18 protein-coding genes and 1 pseudogene are annotated in these 13627 nt (G+C 67.8%); 17 read left to right on the top strand and 2 right to left on the bottom strand.

Annotated elements, in window-relative coordinates; genetic code table 11:
* Positions 1 to 4: 4 nt before the first annotated feature.
* The 10 genes from ACIOHC_RS41880 (at position 5) to ACIOHC_RS41835 (ending at position 6445) form a co-directional block, all read left to right on the top strand.
* Positions 5 to 496 carry an RNA polymerase sigma factor gene (locus ACIOHC_RS41880; RefSeq protein WP_351086338.1) on the top strand — a complete coding sequence of 164 codons (492 nt, stop codon included), beginning with the start codon at positions 5 to 7 and terminating at the stop codon, positions 494 to 496.
* Positions 493 to 1110 carry a methylated-DNA--[protein]-cysteine S-methyltransferase gene (locus ACIOHC_RS41875; protein WP_351086340.1) on the top strand — a complete coding sequence of 206 codons (618 nt, stop codon included), beginning with the start codon at positions 493 to 495 and terminating at the stop codon, positions 1108 to 1110. Before ACIOHC_RS41880 ends, ACIOHC_RS41875 begins: the two co-directional genes overlap by 4 nt.
* Positions 1107 to 1847 (top strand): 2OG-Fe(II) oxygenase, encoded by a 741-nt coding sequence (locus ACIOHC_RS41870; protein ID WP_351086342.1) that lies wholly within the window; start codon positions 1107 to 1109, stop codon positions 1845 to 1847. The genes ACIOHC_RS41875 and ACIOHC_RS41870 overlap by 4 nt, the downstream gene beginning before the upstream one ends.
* Entirely contained in the window at positions 1844 to 2134 is a 291-nt protein-coding gene (locus ACIOHC_RS41865) for an Ada metal-binding domain-containing protein (protein WP_351086344.1), read from the top strand. Before ACIOHC_RS41870 ends, ACIOHC_RS41865 begins: the two co-directional genes overlap by 4 nt.
* A complete protein-coding gene (locus ACIOHC_RS41860; RefSeq protein WP_351086346.1) occupies positions 2122 to 2646 on the top strand; it encodes a hypothetical protein in 525 nt (174 codons plus the stop codon). The genes ACIOHC_RS41865 and ACIOHC_RS41860 overlap by 13 nt, the downstream gene beginning before the upstream one ends.
* A complete protein-coding gene (locus ACIOHC_RS41855; protein ID WP_351086348.1) occupies positions 2643 to 3314 on the top strand; it encodes an alpha-ketoglutarate-dependent dioxygenase AlkB in 672 nt (223 codons plus the stop codon). Before ACIOHC_RS41860 ends, ACIOHC_RS41855 begins: the two co-directional genes overlap by 4 nt.
* Positions 3315 to 3318: 4 nt before the next feature.
* Positions 3319 to 3942: a DNA-3-methyladenine glycosylase I gene (locus ACIOHC_RS41850; protein ID WP_351086349.1), complete on the top strand. Its 624-nt coding sequence runs from the start codon at positions 3319 to 3321 to the stop codon at positions 3940 to 3942.
* Between the two features lie 171 nt (positions 3943 to 4113).
* On the top strand, positions 4114 to 4671 hold the full coding sequence (locus ACIOHC_RS41845; protein ID WP_401846697.1) for a hypothetical protein: 558 nt from the start codon (positions 4114 to 4116) through the stop codon (positions 4669 to 4671).
* A gap of 165 nt (positions 4672 to 4836) precedes the next feature.
* Positions 4837 to 5310 carry a hypothetical protein gene (locus ACIOHC_RS41840; protein WP_351086351.1) on the top strand — a complete coding sequence of 158 codons (474 nt, stop codon included), beginning with the start codon at positions 4837 to 4839 and terminating at the stop codon, positions 5308 to 5310.
* A gap of 685 nt (positions 5311 to 5995) precedes the next feature.
* Complete coding sequence (locus ACIOHC_RS41835) at positions 5996 to 6445, top strand: ester cyclase (protein ID WP_351087122.1); 450 nt, start codon at positions 5996 to 5998, stop codon at positions 6443 to 6445.
* A 225-nt stretch (positions 6446 to 6670) separates the two neighbouring features.
* On the opposite strand, the pseudogene ACIOHC_RS41830 reads toward ACIOHC_RS41835, so the two are convergent.
* Both ACIOHC_RS41830 and ACIOHC_RS41825 read right to left on the bottom strand, forming a co-directional pair.
* A pseudogene (locus tag ACIOHC_RS41830) lies at positions 6671 to 7307 on the bottom strand (IS6 family transposase); the annotation flags it as partial.
* Positions 7308 to 7923: 616 nt separating this feature from the next.
* The gene (locus ACIOHC_RS41825; protein ID WP_389638117.1) at positions 7924 to 8469 is read right to left on the bottom strand and encodes a hypothetical protein; all 546 of its coding nucleotides are present in this window, start codon (positions 8467 to 8469) and stop codon (positions 7924 to 7926) included.
* 206 nt (positions 8470 to 8675) lie between these two features.
* Here ACIOHC_RS41825 and ACIOHC_RS41820 point away from each other — a divergent pair, with 206 nt between their 5' ends.
* From ACIOHC_RS41820 to ACIOHC_RS41790, 7 genes are all read left to right on the top strand, one after another.
* Complete coding sequence (locus ACIOHC_RS41820; protein WP_389638119.1) at positions 8676 to 8897, top strand: hypothetical protein; 222 nt, start codon at positions 8676 to 8678, stop codon at positions 8895 to 8897.
* 1098 nt (positions 8898 to 9995) lie between these two features.
* Positions 9996 to 10196, top strand: coding sequence for a hypothetical protein (locus ACIOHC_RS41815; protein WP_351087117.1), 201 nt, complete (start codon positions 9996 to 9998; stop codon positions 10194 to 10196).
* Positions 10197 to 10601: 405 nt separating this feature from the next.
* Positions 10602 to 11627: an NUDIX domain-containing protein gene (locus ACIOHC_RS41810; protein WP_389638120.1), complete on the top strand. Its 1026-nt coding sequence runs from the start codon at positions 10602 to 10604 to the stop codon at positions 11625 to 11627.
* Positions 11624 to 12157 carry a hypothetical protein gene (locus ACIOHC_RS41805; RefSeq protein WP_401846694.1) on the top strand — a complete coding sequence of 178 codons (534 nt, stop codon included), beginning with the start codon at positions 11624 to 11626 and terminating at the stop codon, positions 12155 to 12157. Before ACIOHC_RS41810 ends, ACIOHC_RS41805 begins: the two co-directional genes overlap by 4 nt.
* Positions 12130 to 12327, top strand: a complete 198-nt coding sequence (locus tag ACIOHC_RS41800; protein ID WP_351087111.1) for a hypothetical protein — start codon at positions 12130 to 12132, stop codon at positions 12325 to 12327. The genes ACIOHC_RS41805 and ACIOHC_RS41800 overlap by 28 nt, the downstream gene beginning before the upstream one ends.
* Positions 12309 to 12611 carry a hypothetical protein gene (locus ACIOHC_RS41795; RefSeq protein WP_351087109.1) on the top strand — a complete coding sequence of 101 codons (303 nt, stop codon included), beginning with the start codon at positions 12309 to 12311 and terminating at the stop codon, positions 12609 to 12611. The genes ACIOHC_RS41800 and ACIOHC_RS41795 overlap by 19 nt, the downstream gene beginning before the upstream one ends.
* A 271-nt stretch (positions 12612 to 12882) precedes the next feature.
* Complete coding sequence (locus ACIOHC_RS41790; RefSeq protein ID WP_351087107.1) at positions 12883 to 13128, top strand: NUDIX domain-containing protein; 246 nt, start codon at positions 12883 to 12885, stop codon at positions 13126 to 13128.
* Positions 13129 to 13627: the final 499 nt, after the last annotated feature.

Below are 13627 nucleotides of genomic sequence, written 5' to 3'. Positions count from 1 at the left end.
GGACATGAAACAACCGTTCGAGAACGTAGTCGCGCAGCACGGCGCAACCGTGCTGCGCGTCTGCCGGGTCGTCCTCGGCCCGCACGACGCGGACGACGCATGGTCGGAGACCTTCCTCTCCGCCATGCGCGCCTATCCCGAACTGCCTGAGACGGCGAACGTGGAGGCATGGCTCGTGACGATCGCGCACCGCAAGGCGATCGACGTGCTGCGCGTCGCGAAGAGGAGCCCCCTACCGGTCGACGAGGTACCGGAAGCACCGACAGGGTGCGGCATCCCGGACTCTGGGGACTCTGACCTGTGGGCCGCAGTGAAAGGGCTCCCGAGCAAACAACGCCAAGCTGTCGCCTACCGCTATGTGGCGGGGCTGGCATACGCCGAGATCGCAGAGATCCTCGGCGGCACCGTTGAGGCGGCCAGAAGAGCCGCCGCAGACGGGCTCAAGAATCTCAGAAAGAAATATCCGGGCGCGAGCACGAGAGGAGCATCATCATGAACGACATTCGCAACGATGACGACGTGACGGCCCTGCTGTCGACGCCCGTGGACGCCGACACTCTCAGTCGGCTCCACCGCCGCCTGGAGCAGGCGGCAGAGCAAGCCGATCTCGTCGATGTCGCTTACACCACCATCGACTCACCTGTCGGCAAGCTGCTGCTCGCTGCCACCTCGAAGGGGCTGGTCCGCGTGGCGTACGCCAGCGAGGACCACGATCGAGTTCTGGAAGCCCTCGGCCAGAAGCTCAGCCCGCGCATCCTGCGCGCTCCGAAGCGGCTGGACGAAGTGGCTCGCGAGATCGACGAGTACTTCGCCAAGCACCGCCAGGTCTTCGACGTGACGCTGGACCTGTCCCTGTCTCGCGGATTCCGGCGCCTCGTGCAGACGCATCTGCCCGAGATCGGGTACGGCCAGACCCGCAGCTACCGAGACATGGCCGAGCTCGTCGGCAACCCCAAGGCCGTCCGCGCGGTGGGCACCGCCTGTGCAACCAACCCGCTGCCGATCGTCGTCCCGTGCCACCGCGTGCTGCGTACCGACGGCACGCTCGGCGGTTACATCGGCGGACTCGAAGCAAAAACCACGCTGCTGAACCTGGAGGCCGCGGCATGAACACCACGAAGGTGACCAGGAAGAAGACGGATCGGTGGTACAGCCGCGTCGAGTCCGGCGACTGGAAGGCGATCACCACGGAGGTCAACGAGTACGGCGGCGCACTGCTGCCACAACTGCTGACCCCGGAGGAGACCGTGGAGATCAGGGAGCTGTACGAACAGGACGACCTGTTCCGCAGCACCGTCAACATGGGCCGGCACCGCTTCGGTGAGGGCCAGTACCGATACTTCAACGCGCCGTACCCGGAACCGATCGAGCAGCTCAAGCAGGCGCTGTACCCGCGGCTGCTTCCCATCGCCCGCGACTGGTGGGCCAAGCTCGGACGGCCCGCATCGTGGCCGGACTCGCTTGATGAGTGGCTTCAGATGTGCCACGACGCCGGCCAGACGAAGTCCTCGGCGATCCTGCTCCACTACGGCGAGAAGGACTGGAACGCTCTGCACCGCGACCTGTACGGCGACCTCGTGTTCCCGTTGCAGGTCGTGATCAACCTCAACGAGCCCGGAGTGGATCACACGGGTGGCGAGTTCCTGCTGCTGGAACAGCGGCCGCGCGCACAGTCTCGGGGCACGGCCACATTGCTGCCGCACGGTCACGGATACCTCTTCACCACCCGCGACCGACCCGTCGAGTCCGCCCGCGGATGGTCCGCCGCGCCGGTTCGGCACGGCGTCTCCGCCATCCGGTCCGGCGAACGTCACACCCTCGCTCTCGTCTTCCATGACGCCGCATGAGCGACGCAACGAAGACGTACACCCTGCTGGGGGCAGACGGCCGTCCCTGTCGGTCTGCGGTCAAGGGGCTGTGGGGCGGTCACCGCGTCTCGCAGATCTACGGACGGCTCGACTGTCCCGCCGCGCTGTGCGCCATCGCTCACGGCGGCTACGTGAAGCACCGGGTCTTCTTCGCCGACGAGGCCACGGCGGTCGCCGCCGGGTTCCGCCCCTGCGGAACCTGCTGCAAGGACCGTTACCAGAAATGGAAGACCGCCCGAGAGAACGGCGAACGATGGAAGCCCTGACCAGCCCCTTGCTGAAGGCAGCAGCGAGTTATGACGCGGACCTGACGGCCACGGATGCCGAGGTCGCGACCATCATCAGAATTGCTCGCGACCGCCGTGCCCGCAATATCGTGATCGGCTCCGGCCGCACCCCTCACGCCCTTGCGACCTCACGCCTGATCAGATCGGCCTGGGATCGCATAGGAGGCGGAACCCTCGACGTGATCAACTGGCCCGAGACCGGGGCCTCCTGGCTGCGCCACGCGTCACGATTCGCCGCCGCCAACCCCGACCTGTGGGTGATGGTCGGGCCGGCAACCGGCTGGGCACAGATGACCCGGCGGCTGTTGTGGTCGACTCCCTGGAGCCCCGCACGCACCCTCGCGACTGCCGGAATCGGCGACCCGCGCACTCTCGCACTCGTCGGCCTGACCAATCTGGACGGCCTGACCGGTGCAAGCGCAGACGGCGCCTCCTGGCTCGTTGCGCACGATTCCCTCGTGCACCTCACACACACGGAGGGCAAGCGATGACAGCGCTGTTCACTCCGGAGATCCCTGAGCGTGACAAGGGAGAGGTCGCCCCGGGCGTCACCCTCGTCCCTGACTGGCTGACCGCGGAACAGCAGGAGTGGATCGTGGATCAGTTCCGCGAGTGGGTGCAAGGCCCTGTCCCCATCCGCTCCGTGAAGATCCGCGGACACGAGATATCGGTGCGCACCGTATGTCTGGGCCGGCACTGGCAACCGTACAAGTACACACGGGAGGCCACCGACGTGAACGGCGCCCGTGTCCTTCCGTTCCCTGAGTGGATGATCCGTCTGGGACGCTATGCCCTCAAGGTCACTGGCCACGACGCAGCCGCGATCAACTCCTGTACGCCCGACACCGCGCTGGTGAACTACTACGATGCGGAGGCCCGCTTGGGAATGGACCAGGACAAGGACGAGAGCTCCCGCGCCCCGGTCGTCTCTCTGTCCATCGGCGATAGCTGCACGTTCCGATTCGGCAACACGGAAAGCCGCGGAAAACCCTGTACCGACTTGCTGCTGGCCTCCGGTGACCTATTCGTCTTCGGCGGACCTGCCCGACTGGCCTACCACGGTGTCACCAAGGTGCACGAGGGCACCGCCCCCGAGGGGTGCGGCATCAGCCGCGGCCGGATCGACATCACGATGCGCATGACCGGGCTCGCTGGGTGATCGAATGACACAGGATGCAAGCAGCACCACCGCCGACCCCGGCGTCGTCGTCGGGGACGACGGGCTCGCCCGGCCCGCATGGGCAGCCGTTGCCCCTCTGCTGCGTGACTACTACGACACCGAGTGGGGCATGCCGGTCACGGACGAACGCGGCGTCTACGAGCGCGTCAGTCTCGAAGGATTTCAGGCGGGTCTGTCCTGGGCGACGATCCTCCGCAAGCGGCCCGCATTCCGTGCGGCGTTCGACGACTTCGTCCCGGACGCGATCGCTGCGTACACCGAGACCGATGTCGAGCGGTTGATGGCCGACGTCGGCATCGTGCGCAACCGGAGGAAGATCCAGGCGACCATCACCAACGCCCGCGCCACCATCGCGTTGCGTGAGGAAATGGGCCTGGCCGAGCTGGTGTGGTCCTTCCGACCCGAGAGCACTCCCCGCCCCCAGACCTTCGCAGAGATCCCCACGACGTCCGGCGAGTCCATCGCGTTGTCAAAGGAATTGCGCCGACGCGGATTCGCCTTCGTCGGCCCGACCACCATGTATGCGCTCATGGAGGCGATCGGCATCGTCGACACCCATCTGCTCGGCTCGCATCGACGGGGCAGCTCTGGAATCTGGACATCGTGACCCTCCCGCATCTGATCCCGAACGACCCCACTGACTTTGAGATCGCTCTACGGATGCTGGCCGCCCACGCGATCCCAGGAGCCGAAGAAGTCGACATCCCGAGCCGCACCTACACCCGGCTTCAGAACCACGCAGGCGGCCCTGCACGGGTGAAGATCACCTTCGCCGAGGATGGGGTCGTCGCCAACCTCCCTGCCCGGCATCCGGCTCATCGGCTACCCCGATGAGTTCGAGGCGGTGGCCGCGGCGGTCGTCGGCCAGCAGGACTCACTCGCCGCGGCCCGCACCTTCATGGGCAGGCTCGTGGCCGCCTATGGGACGCCGATAGCCGGGCTGCAAGCTCTCCCGGCACCACAGGATCTCTCGGCCATTCCCGACGCGGAACTCCAGGCAGCCGTCGGCCTCACCGGCGCGCGGACCCGCACACTTCGCGCCGTCGCCGAGAAGTGGGCGAACGGATTTACGTTCGCGCAGCTCACTGCGGACGAGGCCCGTCGCGCCCTGCTTGGACCACGGACTACCTCACAGTGTGCGCGATGCGGCATGCCGACACCTTCGCTCCCGGCGACTTGGTCGCCCGCAGGGGGCTTGGAGCCGTCACCGTCGACCAGGCGCGGACCATTGCCGCGGCCTGGGCGCCGTGGCGCTCCTACGCGCTCCTACGCGCTCGTGCGTCTGTGGGCGGACATCGCCTACGGCGCGGCCAGGACCGGACTGACGCGAGCCTGACACCAGGCTCCAATCTCACGTTCCTGTGCGACCCGGCGTCTTCCAAGTGCCGGGAGGCAATCGCCCGGCATCGCTGACATCAGTCGGCACAGCATGCCCGCGGCCGTCACGCGCCCGGCGGTCGCGGGCACCGCTGCTACAGATGAGCGTGCAGGGGGAATACGAATGACCAGTCGACAGGGCAAGCAATACGACCTGAGCGACTTCGACGCCGACCTCTACTGGATCGAGACGCAGCTCGCGACCGCTGCCACGTACTACTTCCCGAGTCTCGCGGAGAAGAGCGCCCAATCGGCTCAGCTCGGCATGGCAGTCGGAGACCTCCTCCAATCCGCCATGATCTGCGGTGGCATCGACGTGATGCCCTTCACGATCCGCGACGAGAGCCTCGTCGTCGTAGCGTGCAGAGGCTACGAGACCGTCGGCATCTCGGTCATCGACCCAACCGGCGATGTCGCTCGCGACGTCGTGACATGGATGGAGCCGACCCACGCAGCGTGGGTGGAGCAGGTACTCAAGATCGAACTTCTGCGCAACGCTCGCGAGGCGGGCATCGACCGAGTGGTCGTCCGAGACGGCACGGCGACAGAGGCCATCTACAAGGCCCTCGGCCTGCACCCCATCGAGGTGACCGCCTGACCGAGGCATCACGGACGCTCCACGCCCCCACCGGGTCCGACCGGGCACGTCTGGACATCGAAGAGGAGATTCCGGTCGCGGCAGGCTTCGACTTCCCCGATCCGTGATCGTTCAGCGGCCCTCCTCGCGAATGCTCGCCGACATGTGCGGCTCCCACCCGAGTCCCTCATCCTCACCAACTCGTCGTCGCATCGCGCGGTCAGGGGAGCATAGGCCTGTCGATCACCGACCCCGCCGACAGCATCGCGTTCGACACCCTGACGTGGATCAATCCGTGATGGCGTCACCGCGGCCCCTCGACTGCCATGAGAATCCATTCGATTCATGACGTGCGCAAAGCCGGAAACAATGCGCTCTGACTCCCTCGGAAAGTGTCGCTCGGTCATTCCACTAAGGGCTGTCCCGCAATCCCTGGCGGGCGCGCGACGACAGCCACGGCACCTCGCCGCGTTGTCGGGACGTCCGCCTACATCCAGTATGCGGACGTCCCTCCGCCTTGCGATGCACCGCATCCGACGCCGCGCACTGATCCACCACGGATTACGGGACAACCCTTAGGCACCCGGCCTGCCTTCCCCGTGAATCTTGACCTCCGATCTCACGTATTGGTTTCGACCAACGTCTTCGGAATGTCACCACGCCGGCCGGCGGACCGGTGGCGACCACCGATGGAAAGGACAATCCCATGTCGCTCAAGGAGAACAAGGCCATCGTCGGCCGATGGTTCACGGAGTTCTGGGGCACCCCCTTCAACCCCGACATCATCGACGAACTCGCCGCTCCGGACATCCGGTTCGAGTACTCGCTGCACAAGCCCATGCGCGGCCGCGACGAAGTGCGCGAGTTCGCGACCAATTTCCGCACCGCGTTCCCGGATCTCAACTTCTGGGGCACCGCGGACCTCATCGCCGAGGGCGACTACGTCGTCGGCCAGTGGGAGGGCGGCGGCACGCACACCGGGCCGATCATCTTCGATGACCTTCCCATCGGCTCCGCGCCGGCGGCGTCCGGCAAGACGCTCCGCTTCACCGGCACGACGGTGCTCAAGATCCAGGACGGTCTCATCGTCGAAGAACTCGGGCTCGACGACGGCGTGAAGGTCCTCCAGCAGCTCGGAATCATCCCTACCGCCTGAGCCGAGCGCCTGCATCTAGCGGCGAACTGGAGGGGGCCGGTCCGTGCGGGACCGGCCCCCTCCACCACGTCGAACCATGCATGACGGACAGGGCGACTCAGAGCGGCAGGCGCCGGGGAGGGCGTTGTCAACTTGTTCGGGGCGGGGATGTTGAGGGTGTGGTGGGGCCGGGTGGAGACCTGATGGTCGGGCTGCCGCGGGCAGGTCGGCGGTGCCACCGACCTGGTTCCGGACGGTGAAGCGGGTGGTCATCTCGGCGCGGTACTCGGACGCGGCCATCAGATGTCGGCGGGGTCGGAAGTGGGGCGAGATCTGGCTGAAGGCGGCGAGGAACTTCTGGGCGGCGCGGTGTGAACGGAAGTACTTCATCGCGCGTTCGCGCTGTCTCGTTGGCTGGTGGGAGTTCTCGGCCCGGTTGGTCAGGCCCTTGTGGGAGCGGGGCTTGTCGGGCACCAGCACCCGCGGGACGCGGCGCTGCTTCTTCATGAGCTTGGCCAGGGACCGCTTCGCGGCCTTCGCATCCCGCTTCGACTGCACGAGGATGTCCAGGACGTTGCCGTCCTGATCGACGGCACGCCACAGGTAGTACCGCACCCCCGTCGATCTTGATGAAGACCTCGTCGAGGTGCCATTCGTCCCCGGCCCGCGGCCGGCGGCGACGCAGCCCGGCCGCGTACTGGGGTCCAAAGTACGCGCACCACTGGCGGATCGTCTCGTAGGAGACGGTGATCCCGCGGGCGAGCAGCAGTTCCTCGACCTCGCGGTAGCTGAGGGGGAAGCGGTGGTACAGCCACACCGCATGCGCGATGACCTCCGCCGGGAACCGGAACCCCTCGTACGACGGCGCCGATCCGGCCTCCACGCTGCCCCTCCCCGACCTCGACAGGCCAACTCGAAGTTCACCCTACGAGGAGGGTCCACAACAACCTGACAACGCCCGGGCCGGTCCAGGGGATGCGGATCTTCTCCAGGACCGGGCTGAACTGGGTGCAGTCCGCCCGCTGTCCACCGGTGACCTCCAGGGACAGTGGGCGGCAGTGGCCGTCCGCACTCAGGTGGAGCTTGCTGGTGAACCCGCCCCGCGAGCGACCAGGCTCTCGCCTCCAGCACCACCTTCACCAGGCGGGCGACCAGGCTCTGCCACGGCGTTTCGCCCTGGTGTTCCCCCTCTTCGGCCCCCTTTGAGGCCGGTGTCGTCGGCGGCTGGGTCCGAGCGCCGGCAGCGTGCTGATGAGCACGCACCTGCTGGGCGTGCCCGAGCCCCGTACGACGCCTCGGCCTCAGTGGTGGATCGCCCCGTACGACCGTCTGGAGAGACGAGACATCAAGGCCCTGGATGTGTTCGCCCCCAGTCGGCCGCTTCTCGCGGACCTGCCATTCGCTGCTGATCGGCTGGAAGGAGTTACTGAAGGACGAGATGGGCGAGCCGGGTACGGAGACTCGCGAGCCATGACACAGCGGCGGGTCCGAGCCAACGGTCAGGCGGTTGGTGCGCTGCGGGCGTAGGGCGCGAACAGAAGCGACCAGTTGCCGACCGTGTTCAGGGTCAGTACCGTCCCCGGCTGCCCGTCCTCGCCTTCGAGGGTCACTTCGTCGGGCCGGAGGCCGGATTGCGTGGCCGACTCCTGGGATCCGGTCCCGGTGTGGACGGGGTCGTTGTCAACAGGGTCCTCCGTTGCGGCGTCGAGGAGGTAGAGCAGGTGCCCGTGTGCGGGGCCGGCGTCCCCTGTTTCCAGTGATTGCGTGGTGAAGGTGCGCTGCTCGTCGTGCCGCACCAGATATGAGTTCTCCGCGGCGGCCTGGACGAGCTGGGCCCAGTAGGACTCGTCGTGGGCACCTGTGCGCTGGCGCATGTGCCGCGCGGCGTACCGCGCCATGGCCCCTGCGTCGTCGATCAGAGGAGAGAGCACCTGGTCGGAGGTGAAATCGAAGCCGAACCACAGGCGGCGGCCGTCGAGGACCAGCGACTCGATACCGCCGACGACGCCGGTGCGGCCGGTCAGCCCGCGCGTCGTATCCGCCACGTCTTCTCCCGGTGCGGTATCTGAGATTGCGTTGTCTGCCATGGTGGGCCCTCTTCCGTACTCGCGTTCACGCTACTGCCGGAGTTTCTATCGCAGAGCACTGACATCCGCACCGGGCCTCGGCGCCCGCGCCCGTGCGGGCAAGGGCGGCCGAGATCCTGCCATGGGCGGTGGCGTCCCCACGGGGCCGGGGGCACCGTGGAAACATGAGCCCGTCCGTCATCGTCGACCACATCGGTGCCGACGGCGGCCGCCGCGTCTCCGTCCGCAGCGGCGGGAGGACGCACATCCTCGGGGTCGCGTACAGCGACGTCGACGTCATCGAGTGCCTGCGACGAGCCGGGCTTGATGACCCGGGTCCCCTTCTCGATGCCCCCTCATGGGTGGAGTGGCGCGGGGGCCGGCCACACGAGTGGGCCGCCACGTAGAGGGCTCGCCAGGGAAGTGGTCGGCGTCCGGCGAGCTCACCAAACGCCCCCTTGTCTCCCAGGTCAGGGCCGTGCGGAACCGTCCCCGGCGATGGCTTCCGGTGCGACCAGAGCCGTGACTGGAAGCAAGACGTGAGGCGCGACCAGAGGCGCGACCTCGGGCCCTTACGGTGATCATCATGGTCGCCCGCCGCACCCTTGGCTCGGGCCTCGAGGCTGCCGCTCATGGCGTCCGTGCCGCCGAGGCCGACCTTCTCGACGCACTGCCCGGCATCCATCTCCCAGACCTCAGTGAGCTGCGAGCCCGTGGAGTGCTTGGGCCCCCATCCCGGCCCGGCGGAGCCCACGACGACTCTCGGAACCGGCCGCCCGGACGACGCCTCATCCGATTCCTCGCCGTCATGAGTCGCAACGACTGCAGGCCCCGGTTGTCGAGCAGGGCCTGACGCCGGTCAACAAGGCACACGCGCGGACCGCTGTCGGCCCCGAACAGCTCCTCGCACGTCCGCAGCCAGCACCCGAGCCGGACCGGCGCGGACGCCCAGCGGGGTGTGCTTGCCCAGCTAGGATGCGACCGGACAGCGTAGAAAGAAAGGCTTGGTCCGAGCGCTGAATACCTCTGCGGGGAAGGTACTTTGCCCGCTTGGCTGGCTCCTGGCGAACCCTGCCTGAACTGGGCTCGTGGGCCGTCCAGAGGAATCCGGGGTCCCCGAATCTGGAGTTTCCCCGTAATCTCGGACACGTCATCGTTACACCGCGAGGCGGCCAGGAGGCGCTGAAGCGGGCGGCGGCGGCTGCGTACCGCGGCGCGGCACCCGCCGCGCAGTCAGGGCCGGTGATCCCTTCGCAGGACCGCCGCCAGGAGCAGCCCGCCGACGAGGGGCTCGCGCCGGAGGTGCGGCACGGTGTCCGGCTGATGAAGGCGGCCGGTGTCGCTCTCGCGGAGTTCGTGTGCCACCGCGACACGTGGGAGTACCTCACCGGCCTGAGCACCAACCAGACGCACTTCCGTACCCCGCCCAACGTCGATGACATCAAGGACGGGCGCGTACGCGTCGCTCTGTCCGGACGGTCGCTGATCGCTCTCCTGATCGCCCTGTGGACACCCGGGACAAGGCCGAATTCCTCACCGCCGACTGGGCCCTGGCGGCCACCGCGTACGACCGGTTCGCCAACGAGCTCGACACCGTCGACAGAGGAACCCAGCAGACAGTACGCATCACGCTCGACGACGGCGCACCTGTCGCACAGCCCGAACTGGCTGGGGCCGTCGCGGAGGCAGGCACACCAGACAAGTGACGGGGGCGGGGCGGTGATGGCGGGCGGTGGTGCCAGCCGCCGCCCCACGCCGGCCCGGTCCGGGCGCGGGCTCGGTATCAGGAGACGACACCAGCGACGAGTAGCCCAGACCACCACCAACGAGAGGACACCCCGACGTGAACGAGACAGACCCCGCTGAGGCCGTCACCGTCCACTGACCACACAAGGGCCGGGGCCACAGCAAGCAGACCGCTCCGCCCCGTCCCGTGCTCGTGGCACCGCCGGGCCCGTATGGCCCGGCGGTGGCGACCTTCTTACAGCACGATTGACTGGGCGGAACGACGGCCCGCCGCGGCGTTCGGCGTGTGCGATCACCGCATGTGCTGCCCTTCCCGATCCCGAACCACCGGTACCGCGGGTAGTCGGCGTCGACGAGTACGCGACGTGCAAAGGCCGGGCGGTTACGACCTGATCGTCTTCCGGCTGTCCATCGTTTTCATCCGCGATCGCGCCAGTGTCCTGCGCCGTCTGGCCGCGCGGCTACGGAAGGGCGGGGTGCTCGTCATCATCACGCCGGTCGTGGAGCACACCGCGGAAGAACGGCGCCACATCGCGCTGAACGAGAACGAACTCGTCACGCTCACCGACGGGTTCGGGCACGTCGAACGGTTCGACGCGGAGGGCCTGGCGGTGCTGGTCCTGCGCGGCCCGGCCGGGTCCTTCAGCGCGGAGGAGAAGCTACGGCCCGAGCCGCAGGCCGTTCTCGGTGCCGCGACGGTGGTCACCGACACGTTCGGCCGGGTGCTGCTGGGCCGCTCGACCCGGGGCATGTGGGAGTTGCCCGGGGGCTGGATCGAAACAGGTGAAGCCGCGCCGGCTGCCGCTGTGCGGGAGTTGGCGGAGGAGAGCGGGCTGACGGCGCGCGTGGAGGACGCTCACGTCATCACCGTGCTCCACGACGACCGGCTGGACGTGCGCCGCATCACCGCTGTAGTCCGCGTCACCAGCTGGGGTGGTGAACTCGGTCTGCCCGAGCCTCACCGCTTTGTGCGTTGGGAGTGGCACGACCTGTCCACCCTGGCCACCCTCGAGGTGATCTTTGCGCCCAGCGCCCAGGCCCTCACCGCTGTGTGGCCCGGTGTGCTGCCGGGGCTGCCGCCTGTCCACTCCTACGCGTGCGCCACCGCCGTCCCCTCGGTGCCCGGTGAGCGGGCCGAGGCAAGCCGGCTGCGCGAGCGGATGGCGGACATCGTGATCGGCAAGGGCTGGGCGCCCTCCCTGCGAGTCCAGGCCGCGCTGCGCGAGGTCCCCCGGCACCGGTTCGTCCCCGAGGCCCCGCTGGAGACGGCCTACCACGACGACCTCGCCGTGGTGACGGTCCGGGAGTCGCCCGAGACCGCACTCAGCTCCGCCTCAGCAGCCTGGCTGCAGACCGACATGATCGAGCAACTCCAACTGGCCCGGGCATGACCGTGCTGGAAGTGGTATCTGGCGGGTACAACGCAGAGCTCCTGGCGCACGTGCTCGGACCGCGCGGGCGCGTGGTGACCGTCGACGTCGACCCGTACGTGGTGCACCGCACGAAGCGGCTGTGCGCGGAAGCAGGGAGCGGCCGAGTCATCGCCGTCCTCGGCGACGGCGGCCTTGGCGCACCCGGCCACGTCACGGCGGACGGGTTCGACGGCGTGATCATCACCCACAACGCGGCGGACATCGCGCCGGCCTGGCGTGAGCAACTCTCCGACGGAGCACGGTTGGTGGTGCCGCTGGAGATGGGCGGCTACACCCGCTCCCTCACCCTGGTCCGGCGCGGTGACGTGTTGCACACCGAGCACTGGACGTACTGCGGTTTCGTGCGAGACCGCGTCGCCGCCGCCCGCACCGCCCCCGCCGTCCCTCTGGCCGACGGCGAAGTCACCGTGCGGTGGGAAGACGGTGCTCCCCCGGGCGCGTGCGGGACTGGGACCGGTACGTGCGCGAGACCGGCTACCCGCCGATGACCGTCTACCCGGCCGGTACCCCCGACGACCAGTTGCCGCCCGGCGACGTGCTCGACAAGCCCGCCTCCCGGCTGGTCTTCCAGTGGCCGGGCCGGCTGCATGTACAGATGCCGGCCGATCTCGCTGTCGCACCGTCTCGGAAGGACATCCTGTGCCCGCCCCTCCCGTGATCCTTGGTGCCACAGGCTCCGAAGCGGCTCAGATCCAGTGCAGCACCGACGGTGTCACCCTCCTCAACCGTTTCGCTGCCCGCTCTGCTTCCGCCGAGCGGCATCCCGGCCACTGCGACGACCAGAGCATCGACGAATTCCGCGAAGAACTGCTGGCCGGCCGCTACGAGCCCCTGGATCTGCCAGGGCCGGTACTGACCGTGGACACCACCCGCTTCGACCGGGTGGACATCGACGCTCTGTCCGCCCAGGTGTCCGCCCTGCTCCACCCTGACGCACCGTAAATCGGCCAGGATCACCGGCCTGGTTCGCGGCTCCCACTCTCCGCGAAAGGACCCCTCGTGCACGCCCAACGTCTGCGAGCCCCCAAACGACCGCTCGATCGCGCTGCGCGTGTGAGTGACGTCCTGCCCTCTGGAGCGGCTGCTCGGTTCAGTCCGAGTCGGGCGGCGACTCGGAGCTGTCCAGTCCCCCGGCTGCGATCACCGCCTCGTGGTAATTCGGCCGCTCGATCGGTGTACTTCTCTGGCCTGGTGTGCAGGGCTGGCGTGGCCGATGCATACACGCGTGACGAGCATTGTTATCCAGGACGACCGACTCCTTGTGCTGGATCAGGACACCTACGGGCCGACGCGCTGGTCCCTGCCTGGGGGAAAGGTCGAGAACGGCGAGGCTCTGCACAAGGCGCTGGTTCGGGAGATATGGGAAGAGACCGGCGCCAAGGCTCAAGTCGGCGGCTGCTGCGTGTGTGCGACAACACGGATGAATGTGTCGTGCATGTCACCTTCGAGGCACGCGTGATCGGCAGGGAGATCGGGGCTGTAGCGGAGGGTGCGGACGCGCGGCCGATCCGGGGAGTGGAGTTTGTCGCCCTGCGCGACCTGCCGGAGCTGGGCTTCAACGGCCCAGGCCGCGGTGGGCAGGCCGTGCCCGTCGGACGGCCACCGTTCACGCGACCTCCTGGGACCTACGACAGGCCACATGTCAAGCAGCGACTTGCCGACACTTTCCGGCGCCCCACCGCCACCTCGGGTGAGCAGACGTCAGAAGATCACCTGCAAGGACTAACGGCCTTTCAACTCCCCACATTCAGAACAGTTTTGATGGATGTTCAGTTTCTGTCGGAGCGTCGTGAAGGAGCCCTGCATACCCGATCGGCCCATCAGAACAGGGGGTCCCGATTTGCTCGATATGACAGCAATAGGGGGTGTTAGTACGTTCAATCACGCACCGGCTGTCACAGCGGGACTGTCTCTGAGTCCGAGAAGGAGAACAAGCGACATGATCATGACCCGTTCCC

The organism is Streptomyces sp. NPDC088252 (assembly GCF_044740965.1).
Classification (GTDB): domain Bacteria; phylum Actinomycetota; class Actinomycetes; order Streptomycetales; family Streptomycetaceae; genus Streptomyces.
The sequence above is the reverse complement of the archived record's forward strand: the minus strand, read 5'-3'. Positions and strand labels throughout refer to the sequence as shown.